This is a genomic window from Aliiglaciecola aliphaticivorans (assembly GCF_054782055.1).
Genome location: NZ_BAAGTF010000012.1, coordinates 1 through 23061, shown reverse-complemented (window position 1 = coordinate 23061; position 23061 = coordinate 1). Strand labels below are relative to the sequence as shown.

Annotated in this window: 29 protein-coding genes and 1 pseudogene; 8 read left to right on the top strand and 22 right to left on the bottom strand. The window is 39.7% G+C overall.

Going from position 1 to position 23061, the window contains the following annotated elements; translation table 11 throughout:
• Positions 1 to 107: 107 nt before the first annotated feature.
• A complete protein-coding gene (locus tag ACYVIL_RS07225; RefSeq protein WP_460312064.1) occupies positions 108 to 2111 on the top strand; it encodes a sensor domain-containing protein in 2004 nt (667 codons plus the stop codon).
• 67 nt (positions 2112 to 2178) lie between these two features.
• On the opposite strand, the gene ACYVIL_RS07220 is transcribed toward ACYVIL_RS07225, so the two are convergent.
• From ACYVIL_RS07220 to ACYVIL_RS07180, 9 genes and pseudogenes are all read right to left on the bottom strand, one after another.
• On the bottom strand, positions 2179 to 2985 hold the full coding sequence (locus ACYVIL_RS07220; protein WP_460312039.1) for a DUF6544 family protein: 807 nt from the start codon (positions 2983 to 2985) through the stop codon (positions 2179 to 2181).
• A 182-nt stretch (positions 2986 to 3167) separates the two neighbouring features.
• Positions 3168 to 3662 carry a GNAT family N-acetyltransferase gene (locus tag ACYVIL_RS07215; protein ID WP_460312038.1) on the bottom strand — a complete coding sequence of 165 codons (495 nt, stop codon included), beginning with the start codon at positions 3660 to 3662 and terminating at the stop codon, positions 3168 to 3170.
• Between the two features lie 119 nt (positions 3663 to 3781).
• Positions 3782 to 5092 (bottom strand): aminotransferase class V-fold PLP-dependent enzyme, encoded by a 1311-nt coding sequence (locus ACYVIL_RS07210; protein WP_460312037.1) that lies wholly within the window; start codon positions 5090 to 5092, stop codon positions 3782 to 3784.
• 166 nt (positions 5093 to 5258) lie between these two features.
• Positions 5259 to 6242, bottom strand: a complete 984-nt coding sequence (locus ACYVIL_RS07205) for a hypothetical protein (protein WP_460312036.1) — start codon at positions 6240 to 6242, stop codon at positions 5259 to 5261.
• Positions 6243 to 6426: 184 nt separating this feature from the next.
• The gene (locus tag ACYVIL_RS07200; RefSeq protein ID WP_460312035.1) at positions 6427 to 6828 is read right to left on the bottom strand and encodes a GFA family protein; all 402 of its coding nucleotides are present in this window, start codon (positions 6826 to 6828) and stop codon (positions 6427 to 6429) included.
• Positions 6829 to 6939: 111 nt separating this feature from the next.
• A complete protein-coding gene (locus tag ACYVIL_RS07195; protein ID WP_460312063.1) occupies positions 6940 to 7215 on the bottom strand; it encodes a GNAT family N-acetyltransferase in 276 nt (91 codons plus the stop codon).
• A gap of 5 nt (positions 7216 to 7220) precedes the next feature.
• Positions 7221 to 7280, bottom strand: a pseudogene (locus ACYVIL_RS07190) (hypothetical protein); the annotation flags it as partial.
• 215 nt (positions 7281 to 7495) lie between these two features.
• Positions 7496 to 7885: a hypothetical protein gene (locus ACYVIL_RS07185; protein ID WP_460312034.1), complete on the bottom strand. Its 390-nt coding sequence runs from the start codon at positions 7883 to 7885 to the stop codon at positions 7496 to 7498.
• Between the two features lie 141 nt (positions 7886 to 8026).
• On the bottom strand, positions 8027 to 8380 hold the full coding sequence (locus ACYVIL_RS07180; protein ID WP_460312033.1) for a DUF1428 domain-containing protein: 354 nt from the start codon (positions 8378 to 8380) through the stop codon (positions 8027 to 8029).
• Between the two features lie 74 nt (positions 8381 to 8454).
• Between ACYVIL_RS07180 and ACYVIL_RS07175 the strand changes: the two genes are divergently transcribed.
• The 4 genes from ACYVIL_RS07175 (at position 8455) to ACYVIL_RS07160 (ending at position 11634) form a co-directional block, all read left to right on the top strand.
• Positions 8455 to 8715 carry a hypothetical protein gene (locus ACYVIL_RS07175; RefSeq protein WP_460312032.1) on the top strand — a complete coding sequence of 87 codons (261 nt, stop codon included), beginning with the start codon at positions 8455 to 8457 and terminating at the stop codon, positions 8713 to 8715.
• 248 nt (positions 8716 to 8963) lie between these two features.
• Complete coding sequence (locus ACYVIL_RS07170; RefSeq protein WP_460312031.1) at positions 8964 to 10625, top strand: methyl-accepting chemotaxis protein; 1662 nt, start codon at positions 8964 to 8966, stop codon at positions 10623 to 10625.
• Complete coding sequence (locus tag ACYVIL_RS07165; protein ID WP_460312030.1) at positions 10574 to 11107, top strand: methyl-accepting chemotaxis protein; 534 nt, start codon at positions 10574 to 10576, stop codon at positions 11105 to 11107. The genes ACYVIL_RS07170 and ACYVIL_RS07165 overlap by 52 nt, the downstream gene beginning before the upstream one ends.
• Positions 11108 to 11376: 269 nt before the next feature.
• Positions 11377 to 11634, top strand: a complete 258-nt coding sequence (locus ACYVIL_RS07160; RefSeq protein ID WP_460312029.1) for a hypothetical protein — start codon at positions 11377 to 11379, stop codon at positions 11632 to 11634.
• Between the two features lie 175 nt (positions 11635 to 11809).
• Here the strand turns inward: ACYVIL_RS07160 and ACYVIL_RS07155 are convergent, their stop codons facing one another.
• The 5 genes from ACYVIL_RS07155 to ACYVIL_RS07135 all read right to left on the bottom strand — a co-directional run bounded on the left by ACYVIL_RS07155 (position 11810) and on the right by ACYVIL_RS07135 (position 15380).
• Positions 11810 to 12256: a GyrI-like domain-containing protein gene (locus ACYVIL_RS07155; protein ID WP_303472264.1), complete on the bottom strand. Its 447-nt coding sequence runs from the start codon at positions 12254 to 12256 to the stop codon at positions 11810 to 11812.
• Positions 12257 to 12737: 481 nt separating this feature from the next.
• Positions 12738 to 13190, bottom strand: coding sequence for a DUF302 domain-containing protein (locus ACYVIL_RS07150; RefSeq protein WP_460312028.1), 453 nt, complete (start codon positions 13188 to 13190; stop codon positions 12738 to 12740).
• 212 nt (positions 13191 to 13402) lie between these two features.
• A complete protein-coding gene (locus ACYVIL_RS07145) occupies positions 13403 to 13744 on the bottom strand; it encodes a hypothetical protein (RefSeq protein ID WP_460312027.1) in 342 nt (113 codons plus the stop codon).
• A gap of 117 nt (positions 13745 to 13861) precedes the next feature.
• Entirely contained in the window at positions 13862 to 14275 is a 414-nt protein-coding gene (locus ACYVIL_RS07140; protein WP_460312026.1) for a hypothetical protein, read from the bottom strand.
• A gap of 502 nt (positions 14276 to 14777) precedes the next feature.
• Positions 14778 to 15380, bottom strand: coding sequence for a class I SAM-dependent DNA methyltransferase (locus ACYVIL_RS07135; RefSeq protein ID WP_460312025.1), 603 nt, complete (start codon positions 15378 to 15380; stop codon positions 14778 to 14780).
• A gap of 253 nt (positions 15381 to 15633) precedes the next feature.
• Here ACYVIL_RS07135 and ACYVIL_RS07130 point away from each other — a divergent pair, with 253 nt between their 5' ends.
• A complete protein-coding gene (locus tag ACYVIL_RS07130) occupies positions 15634 to 16110 on the top strand; it encodes a hypothetical protein (RefSeq protein ID WP_303472274.1) in 477 nt (158 codons plus the stop codon).
• A gap of 149 nt (positions 16111 to 16259) precedes the next feature.
• Here ACYVIL_RS07130 and ACYVIL_RS07125 read toward each other — a convergent pair whose 3' ends face one another.
• The 5 genes from ACYVIL_RS07125 to ACYVIL_RS07105 form a co-directional block, all read right to left on the bottom strand.
• Positions 16260 to 16742 (bottom strand): cupin domain-containing protein, encoded by a 483-nt coding sequence (locus ACYVIL_RS07125; RefSeq protein ID WP_460312024.1) that lies wholly within the window; start codon positions 16740 to 16742, stop codon positions 16260 to 16262.
• A 674-nt stretch (positions 16743 to 17416) separates the two neighbouring features.
• Complete coding sequence (locus ACYVIL_RS07120) at positions 17417 to 17806, bottom strand: RidA family protein (RefSeq protein ID WP_303472278.1); 390 nt, start codon at positions 17804 to 17806, stop codon at positions 17417 to 17419.
• Between the two features lie 398 nt (positions 17807 to 18204).
• Positions 18205 to 18435 (bottom strand): addiction module protein, encoded by a 231-nt coding sequence (locus ACYVIL_RS07115; protein WP_460312023.1) that lies wholly within the window; start codon positions 18433 to 18435, stop codon positions 18205 to 18207.
• Positions 18436 to 18592: 157 nt separating this feature from the next.
• Positions 18593 to 19441: a CPBP family intramembrane glutamic endopeptidase gene (locus ACYVIL_RS07110; protein ID WP_460312022.1), complete on the bottom strand. Its 849-nt coding sequence runs from the start codon at positions 19439 to 19441 to the stop codon at positions 18593 to 18595.
• Between the two features lie 114 nt (positions 19442 to 19555).
• Positions 19556 to 19924 carry a molecular chaperone DnaJ gene (locus ACYVIL_RS07105; RefSeq protein WP_460312021.1) on the bottom strand — a complete coding sequence of 123 codons (369 nt, stop codon included), beginning with the start codon at positions 19922 to 19924 and terminating at the stop codon, positions 19556 to 19558.
• 539 nt (positions 19925 to 20463) lie between these two features.
• On the opposite strand from ACYVIL_RS07105, the gene ACYVIL_RS07100 reads away from it, so the two are divergent.
• Both ACYVIL_RS07100 and ACYVIL_RS07095 read left to right on the top strand, forming a co-directional pair.
• Positions 20464 to 20874, top strand: coding sequence for an SRPBCC family protein (locus ACYVIL_RS07100; protein ID WP_460312020.1), 411 nt, complete (start codon positions 20464 to 20466; stop codon positions 20872 to 20874).
• Complete coding sequence (locus ACYVIL_RS07095) at positions 20875 to 21189, top strand: ArsR/SmtB family transcription factor (RefSeq protein WP_303472286.1); 315 nt, start codon at positions 20875 to 20877, stop codon at positions 21187 to 21189.
• Positions 21190 to 21309: 120 nt separating this feature from the next.
• Here the strand turns inward: ACYVIL_RS07095 and ACYVIL_RS07090 are convergent, their stop codons facing one another.
• The 3 genes from ACYVIL_RS07090 to ACYVIL_RS07080 form a co-directional block, all read right to left on the bottom strand.
• A complete protein-coding gene (locus ACYVIL_RS07090) occupies positions 21310 to 21447 on the bottom strand; it encodes a helix-turn-helix transcriptional regulator (protein ID WP_460312019.1) in 138 nt (45 codons plus the stop codon).
• Positions 21448 to 21514: 67 nt separating this feature from the next.
• Positions 21515 to 22282 carry an EAL domain-containing protein gene (locus tag ACYVIL_RS07085; protein ID WP_460312018.1) on the bottom strand — a complete coding sequence of 256 codons (768 nt, stop codon included), beginning with the start codon at positions 22280 to 22282 and terminating at the stop codon, positions 21515 to 21517.
• Between the two features lie 155 nt (positions 22283 to 22437).
• A complete protein-coding gene (locus tag ACYVIL_RS07080; RefSeq protein ID WP_460312062.1) occupies positions 22438 to 22938 on the bottom strand; it encodes a GNAT family N-acetyltransferase in 501 nt (166 codons plus the stop codon).
• Positions 22939 to 23061 lie beyond the last annotated feature (123 nt).

Here is a 23061-nt window from a genome sequence, read left to right as displayed (position 1 = left end):
CAAATCTGGTCTTTCGCATCTGATATTTCAAAAGAAAAGAACGCCCTTGCAGAGCTGTCTTTAAGCCAACAAAAATACAAGGCAACTTTTGATAATGCCAATTTGGTATAAGTCATGTTGCTTTGGATGGTTCATGGGTCACATGTAACAAAGCCTTGTCTAGTATGCTGGGTTACACGAACGAAGAGTTGCTAAAACTGACCTTTCAAGAGATCACCTTTAAAGATGATCTCAAAGAAGATTTAGATTTCATGCAACAACTCTTAAACGGTGAACGGAATTCCTACAAATTAGAAAAGCGTTATCACAAGAAAAATGGTGAAATATTCTGGGCTAATCTTTCAGTTGCCAACGTGAGAGATAAAAATGTTCCTCTATACTTTATCTCAGTCGTAGAAGATATAAATGAAAGAAAACAAGCAAACTTAGAGAATATTCAAGCGAAAATGGTATTTAACTCTACCCAAGAAAGTATTGTCATCACCGACGATGAAACACGAGTTATCAATGTAAACCCTGCTTTTGAAAATCTTACCGGATATTCCTTAGATGAGATTAAAGGTCAAAAAATTAGTATTTTGAAATCCGATAAGCATAGTTCTGAATTTTTTAGCGAAATGGAACGTTCATACAAACAAAGTGGTTTTTGGTCAGGGGAAGTAATCAACACATCGAAAAGTGGTGAATTATTTCCTGTTTTCTTAAATATCAGTGCCGTAAAAAACGAACACGGTCAAACTATTCAGTATGTTGGGGTGATAACCGATATTTCCTTGATTAAACAATCACAGAATAAAATACAGTATATGGCCAATCACGACGCCCTTACCGGCCTACCTAATCGCACGTTGTTAGCAGACCGGTTAGAGCACGCTTTAGAAGAATCGCGTCGTAATAAAAAACAATTGGCAATTCTATTTGTCGATCTAGATCGGTTTAAAATTGTGAATGATGGTTTAGGACACGATGTCGGCGATGCGGTGTTAATTGAGGTTGCAAAAAGGTTTACCGATATTTTACGTTCCGGCGATACCGTTGCGCGCGTGGGCGGGGATGAGTTTATTATAATTGTGCAGGACCTAGACACCGCCTTAAACGTCTCTAAAATCGCCACCAGTTTAATTCAATCAGTCAAAGAAGAAATCAGTGTCAATGAGCATAAAATTAATATTGGTGCCAGTATTGGGATCAGTATCTATCCAAATGACGGCCACTCTGCTGAGGAATTAGTTCGACAAGCAGACATTGCTATGTATGACGCTAAAGAGAACGGTAAAAACATGTATCGCTACATCTCTGAGGAGCTTTCTTCTTTTGCGTTTGAAAAAGCCTCAATGGAGAGTTTGATTCGAGAGGGACTAAATAAAGATGAGTTCGAGGTATTTTACCAACCTATTATTGATATAAAAACGAGAAAAGTTTCTCACCTTGAAGCGCTAATTAGATGGAATCATCCTCGCCTTGGTTTGGTCATGCCAAATAAATTTATTCCTTTAGCGGAAGAATCTGACCTCATTACAGAAATTACTAAGTATGTCATTTTCAAAGTTATGAAAACCATTAGTGACTTGAACCGTGATACTAACCAACAGTACAAGATAGCCATTAACTTCTCACTGAAAGATTTAGAGAGTGATGCATTGTTCTATACGTTTAAAAAGTACTTACAGCAATTTAAAATTAATGGCAATTTGATCTCATTGGAAATTACCGAACGAAAAGTTATTTTGTCCAATGAAAAAAATCATAAACACCTAGAACGTTATAAAAAGCTCGATGTATTTTTTTCCATGGATGATTTTGGTACAGGGTACTCAAACTTAGGTTATCTCATAAATAAACCATTTGACATGCTCAAGATTGATCGTTCGTTTGTCTCTCAAATTGGTAAGATTAGAAAGTCGGAAGAGGTGGTCAAGGCCACTATTTCCATAGCCAAAGCCTTGGGCCTAAAAACGATTGCTGAGGGAGTGGAAACAAAAGAACAATTTGATTTTATTTCACAATATGATTGTGACTTTGTTCAAGGCTTTTTATTTCAAGCGCCTGAACCTATTCATAAATTAATTAGCTATCTCAAAGAAGACAATAAAAAAGATATGAAGGGCTAACCCAACATGCAGTATTCAAATTCATTTCTCCACTAAATAATTTTTTTTGGGGGGAAGTGGATTTGCTTTATTTTTGCTTTGTAAAAAGCGAAATAGTCATCAGTTCCGAACATATTCCCCCCTCCACATAAAAGGGAAGATGGTAACCCTGCACCTCACGAAAATCTGACAATCTGCCTCCAAAGGGTTGTATCTGATACTTTTTATTGTCATTTGCATTACTCCAGCGCAAAAAAGATACCTCAACAAGTTGACCATAAGCATCAACCTTGATCTTAACACTTTGGGAAAGGTAGCCGTGGCAAACTGTCACTTGCGCAGAGTTTGCATCAATGGCTTCCCATGAAACGCCCGGCCCCGGCAATACTGCAGCAGGAGTCCAAAACACAGATTCGGCAATATAACGACCATAGGCAGATAACCGATGATCGAAATTGTCATTTATCCGTGCCACAGGGAGCAGTCCAAAAATTCTAAAGCGTGTCCACTTCCCTGAATCAGAACCAGATATAGGTACGATCCCCCCTAGCTTCATTTTCCACACAAAACCATAAGGTGATGCAAGGATTTGATGGGCGTGCATAGTTTGATAATTTGGCTGTTGTTTGTTACCTAAACTAAACTGCCCGCTTATGTCAATTTCAGCCACAGAAAGTAATTCGGTACCGGTGGATATAGCGTAGTTGAAAAATCGCCGCGCCGGCTCAGGCAGCTCAGCTACCATTTTAGGATCATAGGCATGAGGGCGCTCTGCTTGTAGAGATTTTAGCCTAGTCCACTGTGTACGTTCTGCTTGCCAATCATAGAGTCGAATGGCTAACAGCGTGACGAGTAAAACCGCGGATAGCCCACTAAATATGGATATTATGTCCATGTTGAAAGCACATTCCAGTTCGTTCCCACCTTAATGTATATGAAATTCACTTTTTTAAACCGTTACCATTAATAAGATCGATGCTTATTTATATCCTAGATGAGCGTTAAGTTCCCAATAACTGTCAGCGTGTAAACCTAATAACTGCCAGGTTCTTTAACGGAATCATGTTTTAAGCAATATTACCCAAACGCCGGATGATATTTAACACTGCCCTTTGGGATGTCAGTAGCAAAGGATAAAACCTGAAAATATTTCGCTGGGACTCCCTGCAAAACTAAATTGGGATGGGCAATAAAACCAAATCTCTGGTAAAAACGTGGCTCGCCTAGTAACACGCATCCATTGGCGCTTTTTTGCTTTAATTGTAACAAACCTTCCATTATAAGCTTTGAGCCAATACCCTGATTTTGCAAGGAAGGTAGAACACTTACCGGAGCTAAACCATACCAACCAGAAAACTGATCATTAATATGAATTTTTGAGAATGCGATATGCCCTGCTATTTCATTATCTTTAATGGCGACTAATGAAATTGACAGTGCAGCGTCTTTTCTCATGAACTCAACAATTTCTGCTTCCCGTTTATCACTCATGGGAAGGTTTTCAAACGCCAACGTTATCAATCTTGAAATTGCACTGATATCACGTTGATTTTCTCTACGTATTTCCAGCACCGCAGGTCTTCCATTTTAATAGTTTACACCGAACTACACTACCGTAAGACCAGGTGTAAGGCCTATGGTAGCGAAATACAACTTTAGATCACCAACACCACTGTATCAGAACATGCGATTCAGCCCATGTTACTAATTTCCGCTAAAGCGGTTTCTATTTCCTGTTCATTATTGAGTAAAGAAGGGGCAAATCGAGCATAAATTTTTCGGTAAGGCGTACTACTCATAATAATGCCTTTTTTGTGCATTCTATCCACAACGGTATCAGGCTCTATTCCGTGCACATCAAAACACACTAACCCTGATGAAAGTTCAGAACTTTCAGGTGTATATAAGGTAACGTGGGACATGTTTGCTAAGCCCCTTTTGGTTTGCTGATTTAGTTCATGGATGCGCTTTTGTACGTTTTCTTTGCCTAATTGAAGATGCAATTTAAAGGCTTCAGGTAAGGCCCAACGATGTTCAAATGAGTGAAAGCCTCCTGGTGACATGTGTTCTCCTATGGGCACCTTTTCTTGTTCCATCAACCCCATCCAAACTTCGTAGGAACCACTAAAACTAGGAATAACAACTTCGCTTTGTTCCCAGGCCTTATCGTTTCCCCAGACAACCCCAGTACCTCTAGGACCAAAAATCCATTTATGGGTGCCGGCAATAAAAAAGTCACAACCAAGTTCAGCAACATCTTGGTTTTCAATACCAAAGCCATGTACCCCGTCTACACAGAATAAGATTTGTTGAGCCGACTTACGTGTTTTATTAATACCTTCAATAGTGTCAGCCATGGCTCGTATTGGTAATTTCACTCCAGTAGAAGAATGTACCCATGTAGCTGCAAATACGCGGGTATTAGGGTTTATTCCGGCTTTTAGTCGTGCCAACACCTGCTCAACACTCACTTTTGCAGGATCGTCATAAAGGGCTATGCGCTGCACCTTTACTCCACTTCGTTTCGCCCGATAGGCCAATGACTTATCCGTAGAATAGTGATCGTGAACCGTTTGCAAAATTTCTTCACCAGCTTGTAATTTTAAGCCACTGTAAACCATTCCCAGTCCCATAGTTGTACTGTCGGTTAAGGCAATATTCTGTCCTTTACCCCCCATGTACTGAGCCGCACTGTTTGCGATTTCACTATCGATAGTTAAAAAGTTTTGGTGCCAGTAATCAGACGGATTTTCATCAAAAGCTCGCCGATGTTTTTCTATGGCGTCTGCGACCGGTTTTGGATGGGATGCCAATAGAAAGGTAGATAATTGTATATAGTCGCGGGTCAATGGGAACAAATTTCGAAGGGCTTTCCAATCTCCAGCTTTAACAGGAGAAATACCCTGTTCAGTATGTGAAGAATGGGCCAGTGCGGCACCAGGTGCCAACACACTCATTCCAACCCCTAAACCTAAACTATTCAAAAACTCCCGTCGTTTCATATCTATCTCCTGATACTCGAATAACACTATCGACCATGATTTTAGACAAACGAAAGCAACTAGTTAGCAACGCTGATAGGAAACTAATAACGTTAAAAAATCGTACATTGTGGGTAGCTATTATAGTCTAAATTTGAAAAAAGATGATGACGAGACTTGCTTTGCCTTACAGGTTTGCTGTTCGACACTTTTCTAGGCTTGAAATAAAATCCTTAGGTGAATCTAAACCTAAATAAATAGTTTTACCTGAACTAAGTTTGATCCCTACATTAGGAGCCCCCGCTAAATTATACCGTTTCACCAGATTCGACCTGCGTATCACCTCAGCATTTAGTTGGATATTCTCCATCTCAATAAAGGGAATGACTAATGGGTTACCTACCCCGTAGCGAATAATCAGACCCTTTGATGTAATGGAAATGGGTCGAATTGCCATTGCTCTATACTCTGCAATAAAAAAGACCAAGCCAATTAAAGTTAAACCGGATATGATATTGGCCGCAAAAGGCGACCATACAAAATGCAGTAACATATGCATAATGGGTAATTCAAATAGCATTATCAAAATAAAGCCTAATTGATTGCTTTGCGTACCGTCTTTCATATGGTAGCTAAAATGATGCTCCCCCATAAAGTTTTGACGTTTAATTTGTTTTGAAAATAGTGCGTATGTCCACACTCGAGCTTCGAAGGAAAGTATCAAACTCACAGTCCCCTTCCCCAAAATCCTTTCAATGGGTTGAGATATTGCCATGTCGGGATCGCTATCTTTGCTCAGCGCCCCTTTAATAGCAAAAATAACAGTACAAAGAGTAGAAATCTCTAGCAATATAAAAGCGGCAATTGCGAGGTATCGCAATGATTCAAGATAAGGCCAGACAACCTTTGCACTTTCTGGGATCACATAACTCCCTAGCAATACAATCAACCCCCCATAAACCACGGCTTTAAGGGTAGCTTGTTTTTTATCTTTAACACATAAAAAACATAAAATGGGTAATACAACTAAGCCATCAATGAGCAATAGCCATTCAGGTTTTTGCGTGCCATATTCGTTTAAGGCATTAGAAGTTTGATAGAAAAATCCCCAGAAAAAGCAGATAGCAGCAAAAAAGAAGATGGGTATATTTTTTTTAACGAAAACTGACACTATTTCTCCTGATTATTATCACCTTGCAAGAAAAGGTATTTAACTACTTTCCATCAACAGCATGAAAAAATCGCCACTAACCTCGACCTTCTTGTTAGATTTAACTGCGTTTTTATGCTTGCCCTAGAGACATTTTTTAATACTTATTTGCTTAGGGAAAATGTAACAGGTATTAAATATAAATTCACTTTGGCAGCCCTTCGTATTTTGGTAAATCATCCAATTCATTATCCCAAGGGGCTTTGCTCGCGCAAAAAATATGTGCATTGGGGAGCATCGAAATTTTGCTGTCGAGACAGCCCGCAGGAACGGCGAGCAAACCCGCGACTTGTGTGCTAGGCAACGCTGAACCACACACTTTACAAAAACATTTGTTATGAACCGTGTTTGCAAGCATAAATTCATTTACTGAATTAGCTCCAGAAAGCCAATTTAACTTAGCAGACTTAGAAAAAAGATTCGCACCATGGGCTGAGCCAGTGTCTTTCTGGCAATACTGACAGTGACACAGGTAAAAACTTTCGAATTCACCCTGCACTTCAAATTTTACGGTACCACACAAGCACGAACCAAAGTATTGAGTCATAAGTTCTCCCTTATCTCCTGAGCTTAAATGGTAACTTATCATTTATGAAAATGGTGGAAATAAAGGAGTTAAACATTTCCACGCTACCAATCTCAGCCACTTATTGTTTGGTTAAATCAGGTTGTTAGTATTAAATTTTAGTCGCAAAACTGCCTGCTTAGTAGGCTCAAGCCACTTCTCTTCTAAGTGCACAAAGCCATATTGCGAATAGAATTTTCGGCCAATTACGTTTTTTTTAAAGACCTCAATTTCCAGTTCATTATGCATCTCTTGGGCTTTATCCATCAACGCTTTTCCAATGCCTTTACCGTGAAAGGTTGGTTGAACAAATAGTGCATTAACCCAAAAAATGACGGCTTTATCAACGTCATTCGAGTAAACAAAAATGCCGTTACAAATCGTTGTTCCTTTATTGCCGGATCTGCAATAGCATCTGAATAAGCCTGATACATTACGATGGTTTCACAATCATAATTTACCCTTATTTGGTATCATTCTTTCATTTTTGATCTCAGTGGCAAGTCACAACGATAACCCCCTAGTTTTCGTCAAGATCTCAACTCCATCAACTAGCATAAGAAAATCACAGCGCTTATTCATGTCTATTGGTTGTTCAATTCTAATGGAGCAACTTTCTGAATACTTATCAAATTGATGTGCTTTGATATTAGACGACAGTATTTCTTGTTTCCCACAAAAGTCCCGTGCCTATGACAAATGCTAAGAAACACATAATCCATAAAATAACGGGGCCGGAAGCACCTTTGAATTCAAAATTAAAAAACTTAAAGGAAATAGAATCTCTTGAAAAGATATCCAAAACGACAATCACTGAAAATGACGAAATCGCGCAGATCGCCACACCAATAGTGCCTGCTGGCTGCTCTTTAATCATATTCAAAAACCAACTGTCGGGTATGATTTTTGGGAACAAAGCGCTTATTACTAAAAAACCAAAGAAAAACGTTGTCCAAATCGCGGTTCCTACCACCACACCCCAGGTTGCCCATTTTTTGAGAGCGCTTTTGTCTTGGTTATGATTGCTTTGAGGGGACAATTAACATACCTCCACAGTTGTATTAGTCTGATACCCTCTAACTAAACCAAAAACGTAGCTTAGGTTGAGTCATTACGCAGCAACAGACTAGACGAAGTGTAAGTATAGGATCCGTTTAAGCACTTTGTCAGTCTGCCCCGCCTAAGCTTTCAATATCGTGTTGAAGCCGCCGTAAATAAGGCGCTTGCCATCAAAGGGCATGGGGTTAATTTCAGGCGACATTCGCGGATCATCCATCACAGTTGCCCAGCCTTCGTCACGAATTTGTTTTGATGGCCACACCACCCAGGAAAATACGACAGTTTCATTTTGTTCGGCTTTTACCGCCAGAGGTAGAGACGTTAATTCACCATCTGGTACTTCGTTACCCCAGTTTTCAACGATCTCTAAGGCTCCACATTCCTTAAACACTTCTGCGGCTATTTTTGCATGTTCTAAATATTTATTTTTGTTTTCACTTGGTACTGCAGCAACAAAACAATCTACATAAGACATCACGTTTTCCTTCTTGTTGATTCAACTCACTAGAAAAATAACTCTATCCCTAACGGGCCCTAAAAAAGTCGAGTTTGACTACCTACCACTTGGTTTTGGTCGAAATTAGACCTGATTACAACTTTGCCTTTGAAACCGCTATTTTGCAAAATTTTTTACACCAAAAAATTCCCTACAATTCAGTAGTATTTGTTGTACTAACCCTGTTGTTAAATGTGAGTGACAGAGATTCCATAGAAGAAGAAGGGTTGAACAGATTGTTAACACCTCAAATAGCAATACGCACCAATAATGAGCAGCACAAACTGAGTGACCCAGCCCTTACTCCATTATAGTGCACGTTATTATAAAGTACCTAAAACCCCCCTTAAATTATTTTATTCATTCGGTTTTGCACTTCCCTCAAATTGGCATTAAAACTCAGTATTTACCTAGTAATTCTCTAATTTTATTTGCGAAATCCATGGATATATTCTTCACAGTGAGACAACTTTTATTAACTTTATAAATTTTGTCATTTAGGCACTGATGTTGCTGTAAAACGTGTTTGCTGTGTGTATTTGCATGTTTTTGGGGAGTTGCTGTGCATTTAAAAAGTAATTCAATGCAGTTGTCTGCTAAAGAGCATCGTTGGTTACCTTGGTTTGGTATCAATGGCAAGTTATCACTAGGTTGGTCATGTTTTGTCAATCGCTCTACCTACCCCGCCGTTGAACAGACCTTTGAAGGGATTGCTGCTACCCGCGTAAAGCTGCTGCAAAACTGGACGAATAATCAATGGCAACATTTGGCTTCTACCGCCAATATAATCAATATTGATGATCTAGCTGCATGTAAAATCAGACTCCAAGACGGTTTAAAAAGTGCGCAGGACTTTTCTGAACTATTTATTGTTGATACCCAAGGCAAAATTTTAACCTCTACCTATGAACAGCGGGTTAATCGCCGTCATGGTGAGCTAAAAGCAATTAAAAAAGCTATTCAAGGGCCGTTTTTACATGGCCCGTATATCGATCCTGATACTTTAAAAATTGGAAGCTCAAGCTCAAATTTCCACGATGAAGTAACCCTGATGTTTTATCAGCCCATTATCTATAAAGATACAATCATTGCCCTTTTGTGCGGACGGGTGCCAAATGATGTATTGGGCGATTTGATACAACGCGAGGCTGGCCATGTTTATCGTGAATCTGGAGACAACTATTTATTTATGGTGGAATCTAGATTTAACCCTGACATAAAACCAGGTATCGCATTATCACGATCACGTTTCGAAGACAGTACTTTTAGCCATGGTGAAAACCTAAAAGCAGGGGTTCATACCGACTTTGGTGTGGTTAAGGTTGCGAAGCACACTGAGTTGGAAGTGCGGTTTACCGATCCGGCAACAGGCGAATTGCATCCGGGGGTGCGTGAAACCATTAAAAATGGCCAAAATTTATTTGTTACCTACCCTGCTTATTCAGATTACCGGCATATCCCAGTCATTGGTAAAGGCGTTACCTTTAACCTACATGGTTCGTTAGATACATGGGGCATGATGTGTGAAGGCGACCTAGAAGAAGTTTACCGACGTCGGTCTATTAGTTTCTCATTACTGAAAACCTACTTCGCATTGACCGCATCAGTGGTTGGTTTGAATATTGGTTTGCACCAATACACCGACTTGTCGTCGATGACCAGTAGTTTGATCACCGGCGCTGGCGTGTTACTCAGCGGTGGTTTATTTGCCATGTTTTCCACCAATAAACTATCAAACCGCTTGAACGAAATGACGTCGGTGATCCGCACCATAGCTGAAGGAGAAGGTAACTTAACCCAGAGGCTGGATCAAGCCGGAATTAAGCAGGATGAAACAGGTGATATGAGCCGTTGGATCAACAGCTTTATCGATAATTTAGACTCCGTCGTAGGACAAGTGATCCATGCTTCACACGATGTTCGCAAAACCAATGATGATATGCTGGATAAGAATGCAGAAGCGTATTCCAGCTCAAACCAAGTGCACGACTCTATGTTACGCATGCAAGAATTAATTGAGACACAGCGCGACGTTATTTTGCAAGCCTCCCATACCGCACAAGATATGAAACAATCTATGGCAAGCGTAGTTGAAAAAGCCAAGTCTGACTACGAAACGCCAGAGCCGGTACACAAGCGATACGCGATATCGTTGAGAACACAGCTGCCAGTGTGCAATCTATTGACTCGCGGATGGGGGAAATTGGTAACATTATTGAGGTGATCACCGATATCACCAATCAAACCAATTTACTTGCCTTAAACGCGGCCATTGAAGCCGCTCGAGCTGGTGACCATGGCCGAGGATTTTCCGTGGTAGCCGATGAAGTGCGCGGCTTAGCGGGAAGAACAGCTGAAGCAGCTAAAGATATTCAATCTATGATCCAAGGCTTGCAACAAGAAACTTTGCATGCCGTTAACTTTATGGAATCCGGGGTTAAAAATGTGGACCAAAGTTTAAAATTAACAGAAGCGGCTTCAGGCGAAAATATTGAGTTACATGCCATTGTAGAAAAAATGTTTGAGACCATTGGTGTAATAGAGCAAAACAGTGCACGAAACGGTGAAACTGCGCAACAAGTCACAGAAGTGACAGAAGCCATGGCGACCTCTATTCAACAATTGAGCATGAGTTCAGAACAGGTGAATACCACCGCTAGCCGCCTACAGCAATTAATGGGAACCTTCCAAGTGAGTGCTCATTGATCTATCTCCCCCTAAAGTTGACAACTGACACGCCATACAAAACTTAGACAATTGGTTATTTAATCAAATTGATCTAGTTAAAAATTCAGCGCTCACAGAGCGGAGAAAATAACATTAATTCTTCATATACTTGCTCATTAGCCTTTTGCAGTTATAGTTTTTAAGGAAGCATTACCCCTCACAAGCGGTAATTAACAATGAGGGCTGACAGTGCGAAAACTGGCAGACCTCTTCAAATAACCCCAATTCTGTAAATGGAGTTGCCCCCCATGAACATACAACGCCATCTTTTGCTTGGTTTTTCCATATTAGTATTGCTTCTGAGCGCCTGCGTCCAAAAGCAAGAAAGCCCGATACCAGCCGCCGCCAAAGTGAAAATCACAGACTCAGACAAGCAGCAAGCCACTAAAGCTTTACGTACTCTGGCCGACGACGTCTGGGCCGATTACCTAGCACAAGATACTTACTACCGGTTACAGGAAGGGTTGCCAATAGAGCGGTTCGAGGATCTGACCTTACAGGAATAGCACAAGAAATTACAACAGACTCAAACATACCGTGCGCGATTGGGAGCCATCAACAGCCAAGCCTAATCGGCGTACTTAAGTGAATTTTAACGCACTAAGGCGCTAGACTGAGTCGCGGCAAATCAGACAGAGGCGAAGGGTTCTGGAATAAAAGCCCTTACCCCTTGTTATGTCATTATTTCACCGCAATATGAACTTCAATTTCATTACCATTTGGGTAGAATTCGAAGTCCGTCGTGAATAACCTTTGATGCTCAGCATGTCCATTGGAAAAGTATTCCCAAACTTCTGTCCAAGCATCTATTGCGATTTGAGGCATTTCTCCTTTGTGACTAAACACCAAATATTTTGCTTTTGGAATAATGATTTGTTCAATGTCAGGGTTAGACGGAATTGACTGACCATCAAAACCAGCTAGGACAGTAAACATTCCGTTATGGTCTGACTCGTAGTTGTAATAAACCCCATATACTCGCTCGCCATTTTTATAATCAACAGGAATAGTTGCATCAAATGAACTCCATAAAGCGGGAATTTTCCCATTAGGGCTCATTTCAACTGCATTATTGGTTCTGGTAGAAATCCCATTAATCATTTTTTCTGAAGCAATCCTTAGTTCCATTAAAATCCTCTTTGAGTTATATAAAGTTTCAAATAAACAGCACAAACTTGCTGGCTAAACCTGGCGAAGAATAAACCTCAATCAACGAGTATACATCCGCGATATAGGTTTGTTATTGCCCTACTCCACTTCACCATCGTAGTCTTGCTGCCACACACTGTTGGCGTAAAAATACGGTAAAATTACTGCCTTAGACTAAACTAAGCTGCCAGAAAACTGCAAGTATTGTTCAAGGTTACGGTGAACTGAATTGATAGAAATGGTATAGCAGAAATGTCGCAAAAATCCATCTTAGCAGTAATCTGGAATGCCCATCCGCTACCCTTAACAACCAGCACAGACCCCAGGCAATACCGCGAGCAATGCTAAACCAGTCAGCAAGTTTAGGTCTGTTAGGTTGAAATACAATAAATAGAAACATAAAAGGGGTCAGTGTCAAATTCAGGAATTTACTCTGCCCCCTTTAAAACTTTAATAATTTTTACTTGGCTATCGCTGCCTTTGACAATTTACTTAATACGCCTGAGATTTTACTAATGACTTCATCACAGCCTTTTATTTTGTGGCGCTCCATCAAATAACTTGGGTTATTGTACGATAACCAAACTTTATTATTTGCGTCCTCACTCACCATTACCTTCAGAGGTAAATCAATAGCGACATCTTGCGCACAATGCATTAAGGGCGTTCCAACTTTAGGATTACCAAAAATGATAACTTCTGTTGGTCGTAATTCGAGATCCGCGCCGTTAGCATTTTTTTGATGGTCAACCCTTGCAAACAAGGTTAACCCTTTGCTTTTTGCTAAATTTTCAAAGCGGTCAGCCGTTTCTTTTACCGAGTAATGACTTTCATATTTAACTAAACCATCAGAAGCAGTTGCAAAAAATGATGCCGAAAATAGGATGATACTTAATGATATTAGTTTTTTCATTTCGATACCTCTACGAGTTAACTCATTCAATTACGTTTTAAGTCTATAAAGGCAACAATCTAACAGTTGTTGACCCACGAGCATAGACTGATGAGGAGATATACACTAAAACTGGGGAAGATCATTGTCTCGCATACTTGGTTTGTGACCTGTTACTTACGGGCTATTGTTTCTTTTTACCTAGATTATTGTTAAAGACAGGCAGACAAAACCTATAAACCTGTATTAAAAAACCCAAACGATGCAGATATAACAACATAGAGGCCACAAAAAACGATTATCGCCCAATTAAAATACATAATCGTCTGCCAGCCGATAGATTGAAATCTAAAATATTCTCTGTTCTTTTTTGTAAGCAATATTAAAGACGTTGGAATTACGGTAACAGCATAGATCATAAAAGCGAATACAGTTGTACCTACAACTCCCATAAAAGAAGCGGCACCTGAGTAAAGTGGCGTCTCTGGCGTTAAATCTTGTAAAAAGTATTCACCAGTAGCGATGACAACGACAGGAAATAAAAGTCCAAGAAACTGAAAGCACTTAACTAACATGCGAATCCCTCACTTTACCCTAACTGACTCAAATATACGGCGATAACGGCGAAGCCGCCGCATGTTCGTGTGCCAGTGACCCTAGGGAACGCATTTAACGCCTTATTATTCATCGGGTCACTTAAGACCACAAAACTTTTTAAACATTGCAACCGGAGTAATTTTGGGTTGAGTGCCCAAAAAGTCGATCCCAGTAAAAGCTTTGTCTTGTAGAGAACCTGATTGCGGCAAAACAACGGTGACTTTATCCCCGCTATTATCCGTGTAAATACTGGACCAATATTCGGCGTTTCTAGATATTGCCAGTTCACTATAGACACACATCAACCAACGGGATGCTTGAGCCGAGCGTTCTTGAAACTTAGGAATGTTTAAAATTGAAACGCCTTCTCTTTGTTCCACTTCCGTTACAACGTAGTCAAACGCGGTAATCCCCCTGTCCTTCGATGATACTGAAAAAACCTCTTTCGATATCGCAGTTGTTGCAGAGATTGAAAAGAATATAAGGGTGGTTAATAAAGTCTTATTCATTTAATAGTTCCTTCTAGATGTATAAAGCCCAGATTAAACTGCGTAAATTTGCTGACTATACTTGGTAATGAAAAAACCACCGACCAAACGTTGGTGCCAGCAACATAGGTTTGTTATTGCTCTACTCTAGTACTCTTCACTATCGTGGCTTTGCCGCCACAAGCAAATAACACCACAACATGGGTGAAATTATTACCCCAGACTAAACCAAACCGCCAGAAAACTGCAACTATTGATCAACATTAATGTGAACTGGTTTTAATAAAACTAGTTTGGGTGAACATAATTGCAAGTTGAATAAATCGCAGACAGAATGCGGATAAAAGCAGTAGTTTATTCGGAATAAACACCAGAAAACGCCACTTTTTCACTAAACAATCATCTGAAAGCCTTATCCGCTATAACGCTCTACATAGTTGCAAAAATACCTAAACTACAATACCGAGCGAAGCGCCGAAAGCCTGCGTATTTTGTCCCAGGTCCCAGCGAGTTTATGCCATTGTTAGGCACCTTTTTGCGCGACCACGTATAAATGTTTGTTAGGGAAGTCATCATTTTCCAGGTGTCGACATACGCAGTTGTGACGTTCCAACAACTTCAAAATTGCAGGTATGCCAAGCGCTGCATGATATAACTCTTGACCCATAAATGGATTGCTTCCATCCCCCTTCTCATCAACCGCACCACTGGTAAATATAATCACACCATTCACTTCCAGATTTTCAAGAAGCTTACTAATTACCTTTGTTTGGCTTTCTAACGGAACATGCCAGATACTATCCCACGCGGTTATGAATGCGTATTTATCACACGGATACCAGTTGCAAATATCTGCATGATGGAATTTTAGGTCGGGATGTCTTATTTTAGCAAGTCTTAGCATCTCGGCTGAAAGATCTAGCCCCTCAACATCATATCCATGCTTTAACAGTAAATCGATTATACGACCGCTACTACCACAGCCTATATCAATAGCCTTTCCCGCTTTTGGGGCAAAGTTAAGCGCTCTTTGGTGCTGAGAAATACCATTTTCTCTGTTAAAGCGATCGCTGTTCCAATGCTCTGCAATTTTGTCATAATTCGATGCTTGCTGTTTGGGATCCATAGTTAGTGCCTATTCATACTAATAACACCTTTAATAAACTGCTTGTCAGCGCTTTTGCACCAAATCCGTATGGTTTTAATTTTAAACCGCAACTAAGTCACCAAAGCTTTGTAAGGCTCTACATTTAAAACCGATTTACCCATAAAACATAAGCGTTTTGCAGGCTTTTTTTTCATTAAGTAAATAATTTTGAAATAAATAACAAATAAAGCCTATCTAGTAATCTTCTAAACACAATTGAATCGAGCTAAAAATGAATCTTAATACTTTAATCACCACATTTTTTATTGGAATCTTTGCAAGTATTGCATTTATTTTAATCCAACCTTTATTTGGGATGCTTACCTTAACGTCTAGACATGCAACTGCTTATATGGAAATAGGTAATTATAGTGCAATTATTGCGATGACTTTATCCTGGCTTGTACATATAGGTGTTTCAGTATTTTATACTTTTATTTCACTCTCAATTTACAATATCAATCATTCTATTTTGGTTAGTTTTTTACAAATAATCGTTTTAGGCTGGGTAACTACACTCATCGCAACGCCAGCAAATGAGTGGGTCGTAAAATTTATAACTACCGGTCAACTCACGACAATATCCTCTTTGTCTGATTTAAACACGCAGGTTGGTCCAAAACTGTGGTTACATATTTTATTTTTTGCATTAGTGATCGTAGGAATTTCGTTTACTAGGTTTATAAACGACCGCAATAATGAAAAGTAAAAACGCTATATGCTGGTTAAATCTGATGTCTCCCCCCAAGGAAGGGGCTAAAGTACAAAACGAAATGACGGGAGCCCTCGTGGTAGCGTTACAGCAAGCAACACGAGGCACGGGCGTCCGGCACCGACGTTAGGTACGGCTGCAATTTGTTATACTTTTTTGCCTGCATTGGGCTCGGCAATATTGTCAATATCGACAATATTCCACGGCATATTTTTCTGACGATAAATACGTTTCTTTAATTTTGGATAATCCCCCACATCATGATCAAGGCGCTGTCCAACTACAATGCACTTTAATACTGAATCACCGGTATTTCTGAGGGCATGAGCTTCTCCGCCAGCTCGATAACCTAAAAAATCTCCCGCTTTCACTGAATATATTTTCGATCCTACCTGAGCTTCGGCCGCACCTTCGAGGATATAGACGCACTCATCTTCATGATAGTGCTTATGGAACTCTGTCGATTCATGACCGGGCTGAATTTCAATGATATGAAAGCCAAATCCAGTTAAACCGGTGAGATCTCCAAGGGATTTATTAATCCGCTTCGCGTTTTCGTTCAGAAAATGAGTTTTAGATATACCTTCAAATTTCTCAATTTCTTCTTTGGTGATTAGGTATTTATCCATAAATCTCTCCAGAGGCATAACGCCGTAATGTAGGTATTTGGCGGTGTTAGCCTAGCGTAAAACACAACAAAATACCGAAAAGGCGATCCAGCCCGCGGGCAGATGAGGTTGGCACCCCCTGTTATATCTTCGACTTAAGCTCACTAATAGCCACCAGTATTTGAGCCTTGTTTTTGGCAGATTTGAGCCATTTAGGCAACCTACTCGCAAGGGATGAATTACTCCAACCCCACTCTTCATGCGGCTTGCGCTCTCTCAGAGTAGCTCCAACATATGATTCGAGAAATTCGAGGTGTTTAAGATTAAATGCCCAGAGAGAATGCCCTACGCATCCAGTTTGCAGCCAAAGCTCAAAACCAAAATAACCATCGGTTGGATTTTCGCTATGCCAGTAAAAAGAGCGTTGGTTTGTAGATTTCGAAACAGTGTAACCACAGGTAAAGCAGGCACACCTAACTTGGTCTTCTCCGTGCGGGACGACTGACGACTTACTTTTACACTTCGGACAAACAACAAGCACAGGATCATCTAACGAAGGCTTGCTAATCGTAAAGCGGTGCTCTCTATTTTCTTTAAACCGATTTTCGCTCATGACTGATAGGGATGACAAGCAATTAAGCAGCGCAGCCTGCTCTTGGCAGTGTTCCCTTGAATTGCTTTGTTAGATGCCCACTCTAAAGATGAGCAATACATTTAATTTCAATTTTGAGTTCAGGCTGAACAAGTGCCGCTACTTGCACAACTGTTTGACTAACTTCGGGCATACCGCCATATGCTGATTCCCTTTGTCCATAAACAGTTTCAACGTTTCCCATCAATTCATCCATATTAGTAACAAAGAAGGTTTCATCAACAATATTGCTCATATCCGCCCCAAACTGTGATAAAACATCCTTCATATTTGAATAAGCGATAGCTGTTTGTTCGGCAATGTCTAATGGAACAGAACCGTTACTATCTATCCCAACTTGTCCTGCCATATAAAGAATATTTCCAACTCTAGTACCTTGTGCAATAAAATCCTTGAACGGGCCACTTCGATAAGTTTTCTTTTCAATTGCCATTTTGAATTTTCCTCTTAGTTTATGGGCAGCTAACGCCCCGTATTTACTGCACAAACTTGTAGGCTAAACTTGTCGAAGAATAAGCCTCAGCCAGTGAGTTGGTGTCCGCAACATTTGTTTGTTAGTTTGTAATCCGCTCAATCCAATAATTAGGTTATTGATGATTACATGAAACAGCTATTATTTGAATAGTCTCAGGCCTAACTTGATAGACGATTGAATAAGGAAAACGATTGAGTAAGCACCGATGAGTAAATTTACTAAGTTTCTGCCACGCCTTAGGATTGATTTTGACGCGATGCAAGGTTGATTCAAACTACTCACTCACCTTTTCCCTAACCCCAGATAGATATCCTCGTAAAATTTAAAAGCATCGTCTAATTCAAGCTCTGCAATATCTAAGATCTCAGTCTTAATTTATATTTTTTCATGACCTCTGAAACTGGTTTTGAGAAAGCGTTCTTCTTCTCGTATGCCTGTACTCGGCGATCAGATTCTTCAGACCACATTGCATTTATTTCTTCATTAGGCGCATCCAAGCTCTCTAAAAGCCTTTCAACCAAAGCGACGCGCTCGTTAGTGGATAGCGCGAGTGCATCATCAAAGACATCTTTATCAATATAGGACATATTTATCTCCTATTTCTGTTAAGACAATAGCATTGAAAAAAGGAAATATGTACTCAGAAAACTAACAACGCCCGCCTAGCAGGCGAAAGAGGCTTGGCTAAAATTAGGAACGAAGTGACGCAAGCCAAGCTTTTTGTGCTCTTTGTTAAAGCGCATGTTATGTTCTGACTAACTTAAATTCAGCATTACCTTTTCTTAAAAAATATAAAGCCACACAAGTTGCTACAATTGCTATGACAGCTCCAAACTCATCCATATACCAAGCAGAGTTTGTGTTTGTTATTGTAATAGGTGTGAATAACTTTTGGATAAATATATTCGAACTAGCATGATAAATAACCGCAGGCCAAAGGCTATTAGTTTTGATACGAAAGTAAGCCATAATTACCCCTGTAGCCGTTATAAAAACTGAGAACACAAACAGCTGATAATATAATGGAGTTACGTCATTACCATATAACCCTAAAATAATTAGAGGCCAGTGAAATAATGCCCAAATAAACCCACTTACTACTCCAACACCAGTAAAAGACATCGTTTTAGCAAGTTCTGGCACCAGAAAGCCACGCCAACCAATCTCCTCACCTAAAATAGACGGTAATGAAACAATAAAACTAATAGTCGCGATCAATCCGCAATGAAAAAGAAATATAGCAAGATCATTCCAATGACCTAAGTTATAGCTTTCTTTTTGCTTGGACAGAAATTCAACATTATAAAATTCACCGAAGCCACACGCCCATATAATTAAATAGGAAATAAGCGCAATAATAAATGGCAAAAGATAGCTTGTACGTTGATGTTTCCACTCAACCCATTGCCAACCTAAGCTCGATAAATTTCGTTTTCTTAGAAGGCAAGTTACCAATGTAGCAGCGCCAACTGACAACATTAGTGGTGTCGCTTGACCCATTCGATAAATTAACCAAAACCCTAAAAGATAAAAAGCTACAACCAAAATCAAAAAAGTCGCTAGGGTTAAAATAGTGTCTTTGGAATTTTTCAATAGAACCTCTGACTGACTAAATGAAGAACATAACGCTCTGCTAACCAGAAAAACAGTCGCTGTTGATTAATGTGCGCCGTTTGCAGATTAAATGACAACACTGTTTTTTATCCTTTATTCACTACCCATGATCTGTTTATTTAGCTTTTCGAACTCTGACATTAGCTTGTCGCAAGCAAATTGCTCTGCCTGACAAAGCGCCGTCATATGGATATAGATTTTATTGTCTCTTTCTACCACCTTTCGTTTAACCGCTGTTGGATGAGCTGGGTGAATGTCTGGAGTAAACGACCATAAAACCATGCTAGTGTCTTGTGAGTCCTCAATGATTGTCCAGCCGCCTTGCACTGAGGTTTGGGTACCGTCTTTTTGCTTCAATTGCTCAATAGCAACTGCAACGGTGTCATAACCTATACCTTCAGCTTTTAAGGTTTGGCTCAGACAACACAAAGAAAGAGCGATTAAAAAGTACTTTGATTTCAAATTACATTCCTTGGTATATAGACACAATGACTCCCTTTGCTAACGCTAGCCTCCGCATTTTCGTGGATTAGTTAAAAAATCCACCGGAGCGCCGGCCGGAACCATAATTAGTTTATTCAATACTCAATCAATTTGGAGACTAACATGAACAAACATAGCATAATTTTTTTTAGGATTAGATACTCACAAAGAACTTCATGTAGTGGCTTATTATGAAGATCAGCGAGGCGAAAAAAGAAAAAAGGGGTCGGTATATATTAATCCCGTTAATCCGGAATTATGTACTCTGACCCCATAATTCTTCTGTGATTTGTTAGGCATCCCCTTCCCCAACCCTCTAGAACCGCAGACTAACTCTATGTTCGCCAGTTAGCCAGTTAGCCAGTTAGCCAGTTAGCCAGTATCTCATGGTAGCTCTCACCATATAAATGCAACCAATTGGTTGCATTTATGTGATCGCTGTGCTCTACTCGTCACACTGATTCAAAATCTTGCCGGTTGAGGTCATTATGCAAAACATCATACAACGCGAATTAACGATGAACGCTTCGATAGAACGCACCTATGAGGCAATAGCCAATCCAGAACATGTAACAAAGTGGTTTCCTGAAACACTTGAAGGTAGCTATAACACGGGGGAACAACCGATCTTTGGATTCGGTGATCATGGCAAGACTCAAATCTGCATCATTGCTGCACAACCTCATGATTATTTCGCATATCGTTGGGTGCCCGGTGCCAACAACTTTCTGGGAGATGTACTAACCGTTCCCAATACCTTGGTTGAGTTCCGAATCACCAAGCTGACAGATGCAACGTGCAAAGTGACCCTAACCGAATCTGGCTTTGCAGACCTCCCAACAGAACTGATGGAAGCCTCGTTTAAGCAGAACTCCGGTGGTTGGGATTTCATGCTTGGCCGATTAGAAAAGTACATTGAAGCTTCGTAAATGATTGAAGCAACGATTTACAAAGCGCTAGGCGACCCTATTCGACTGGAAATCGTGAAAAGACTTTCTGTCACATCAACCAGCACTGTTGGAGATATTTCAACGAATTTGGGGATAACGAGACAGGGGGCGAGAAAACAACTTCAGGTTCTGGTCAATGCGAATGTTGTGCATCTTGAGCAGTGTGGAAGGCAAACACAGGTATCGTTAAACACGAAAACCCTCCAAATCGCTCAGTCTTTTATTTCACAATTGGAACGCAAGTGGGATAACCGCCTTGAGGCATTGAAGAACTACGTAGAGGCTTCGGACTGATTTACTGTGGTCTCTAGGATGCCTGACGTCCGAATTTGCTACACAAACTGACAGGCTATAATGGCGAAGCCGCCTGCCTGTTTGTGTCCCAGCGAACCTGCGAGTGACTGCGGCAGATTGTTAGGCGGTATGCAGATCTATTGGCTGCACGTTATCTAAATTAATGCTCTGCTTTGCTTGCCAAAGTTCATACTTGTCTTGCATGCTAAGCCAACTTTCTGGGCTTCGCCCTAATACTGTTGATAGCTTCAGTACCATTTCTGGTGGTACTGCTTTTTTGTCCCGCTTTAATGACTTGTTTTATTTGCTAAATTCATACACTAAATTAAAATTTACTGAAATCTACATTTGGCAGACTTTCAAAACCAGGTTTAGCAAATAAATACCCTTGCATTAATTCAATGCTAAAATCTCGCAAGCAGGTGAATTCTTCTTTAGTCTCAATACCTTCCGCTAAAGGGGTAATTTTTAAGTCACGAAATATATTTAAACAGTTTTTTACTATTGATTGGCGAGCGTGATCTTTATCAATATTGCGAATGAGTCCCATATCAAGCTTTACTATATTAGTCTGAAAGTCAGCTAACAACCCTAAACCTGCGTAACCAGAACCAAAATCATCAATTGCAGTCTTAAAACCTAATTTAATATAATATTCAACTATGCTTTTAACGAAATGACTATCTTCAATTTTTTCAACTTCTGTAAACTCAAACATTATTTTCTCAGATGGAAAATTATACTTCTTGGCCGCATCTAAGGTCGTTCGAATACAACGCTCGGGTTTGTATATGGCATTTGGTAGAAAGTTAATACTAAGTATTGATTCAAGTTTTAATTCGGATGCAAGTGCTATCGCCTTAACTCGACATCGTTGATCAAACAAATAACGATTATCATCATTTACTTTAGATATTATTGAAAATGCGGATTCATTATTTAAACCTCGAACTAAGGCTTCATACCCATAAATTTGCTCAGTTTTGCAGTTGATAATTGGCTGAAAAGCCATTGTGAAGTCGAAGTTAAGGTTGCTTTTATCAGAACAATTATCACATGAAAATCTGTCATAAATTATAGGTTCTTCTTTCATTTTTATATCCTTAAAAAATGTATCGCTAAATTAAGCGCAAACATATCGCTTCAATCTATGGCAAAAAATAGTTGATTAAAATTAGCGATGCAGGAGTAAAACCAACTGTTTTTATGGTGCAGAATTGATTTGTTATGAGTACGGTAAACCAAAACTTATAAAATCTTTGTGATCTCTGGCTTTATAAACAAACCTAGGATGCTTCCGAAAAGATTTTTATACATATACTCTATTTCTTTTTTAGTAATACCTGAACCATAAATTAACATTTCAAGATTTTCGCCTGGTTCTTTAACTATAAAACCAGAAGGTAAAAAACCATTGTTTTCATAAAATTCTTTACGTTTAACTCTTTGTTGATAATTATTTGCTTGTTTATCTATGACCTCAATATTTAAAACTATCCTTTTATCTAAATGTTCATTTTTGAAGGATTCGAGTACTTGACTACCAAAGCCTTTTGAACGGCAAGATTCTAATATTGCAATTGATTGGATAAATACAATATCCTCATATTCCGTTATATAAATAAGACCAATCCACTTATCTTCAGCATACAAAGCACTAAAACCGACCTTACCATTTCTCAACGTATACTTAAGAAACCATTTAGGCACTTTCCTCGCTTCAGGGAATGCTTCTTTATAAAGGTCTATTGTGAGCGTCTAGCAAAGACCATCTCGTCAGTTCATATTTAGCACCGCACAATGTCGTTTTTGATGATCAGTCGGAGACATTATGCGCAGAGAGCGTCGAACGAAAGAACAATGGCAAGCGAT

Bases quoted from the DNA above. Each gene is read 5' to 3' on its own strand.
- ACYVIL_RS07220 (WP_460312039.1), bottom strand. From the start codon at position 2,985: ATGGACATAATATCCATATTTAGTGGGCTATCCGCGGTTTTACTCGTC.
- ACYVIL_RS07210 (WP_460312037.1), bottom strand. From the start codon at position 5,092: ATGAAACGACGGGAGTTTTTGAATAGTTTAGGTTTAGGGGTTGGAATG.
- ACYVIL_RS07200 (WP_460312035.1), bottom strand. From the start codon at position 6,828: ATGACTCAATACTTTGGTTCGTGCTTGTGTGGTACCGTAAAATTTGAA.
- ACYVIL_RS07180 (WP_460312033.1), bottom strand. From the start codon at position 8,380: ATGTCTTATGTAGATTGTTTTGTTGCTGCAGTACCAAGTGAAAACAAA.
- ACYVIL_RS07160 (WP_460312029.1), top strand. From the start codon at position 11,377: ATGAACATACAACGCCATCTTTTGCTTGGTTTTTCCATATTAGTATTG.
- ACYVIL_RS07155 (WP_303472264.1), bottom strand. From the start codon at position 12,256: ATGGAACTAAGGATTGCTTCAGAAAAAATGATTAATGGGATTTCTACC.
- ACYVIL_RS07150 (WP_460312028.1), bottom strand. From the start codon at position 13,190: ATGAAAAAACTAATATCATTAAGTATCATCCTATTTTCGGCATCATTT.
- ACYVIL_RS07145 (WP_460312027.1), bottom strand. From the start codon at position 13,744: ATGTTAGTTAAGTGCTTTCAGTTTCTTGGACTTTTATTTCCTGTCGTT.
- ACYVIL_RS07140 (WP_460312026.1), bottom strand. From the start codon at position 14,275: ATGAATAAGACTTTATTAACCACCCTTATATTCTTTTCAATCTCTGCA.
- ACYVIL_RS07135 (WP_460312025.1), bottom strand. From the start codon at position 15,380: ATGGATCCCAAACAGCAAGCATCGAATTATGACAAAATTGCAGAGCAT.
- ACYVIL_RS07130 (WP_303472274.1), top strand. From the start codon at position 15,634: ATGAATCTTAATACTTTAATCACCACATTTTTTATTGGAATCTTTGCA.
- ACYVIL_RS07125 (WP_460312024.1), bottom strand. From the start codon at position 16,742: ATGGATAAATACCTAATCACCAAAGAAGAAATTGAGAAATTTGAAGGT.
- ACYVIL_RS07120 (WP_303472278.1), bottom strand. From the start codon at position 17,806: ATGGCAATTGAAAAGAAAACTTATCGAAGTGGCCCGTTCAAGGATTTT.
- ACYVIL_RS07115 (WP_460312023.1), bottom strand. From the start codon at position 18,435: ATGTCCTATATTGATAAAGATGTCTTTGATGATGCACTCGCGCTATCC.
- ACYVIL_RS07100 (WP_460312020.1), top strand. From the start codon at position 20,464: ATGAACGCTTCGATAGAACGCACCTATGAGGCAATAGCCAATCCAGAA.
- ACYVIL_RS07095 (WP_303472286.1), top strand. From the start codon at position 20,875: ATGATTGAAGCAACGATTTACAAAGCGCTAGGCGACCCTATTCGACTG.
- ACYVIL_RS07090 (WP_460312019.1), bottom strand. From the start codon at position 21,447: ATGGTACTGAAGCTATCAACAGTATTAGGGCGAAGCCCAGAAAGTTGG.
- ACYVIL_RS07085 (WP_460312018.1), bottom strand. From the start codon at position 22,282: ATGAAAGAAGAACCTATAATTTATGACAGATTTTCATGTGATAATTGT.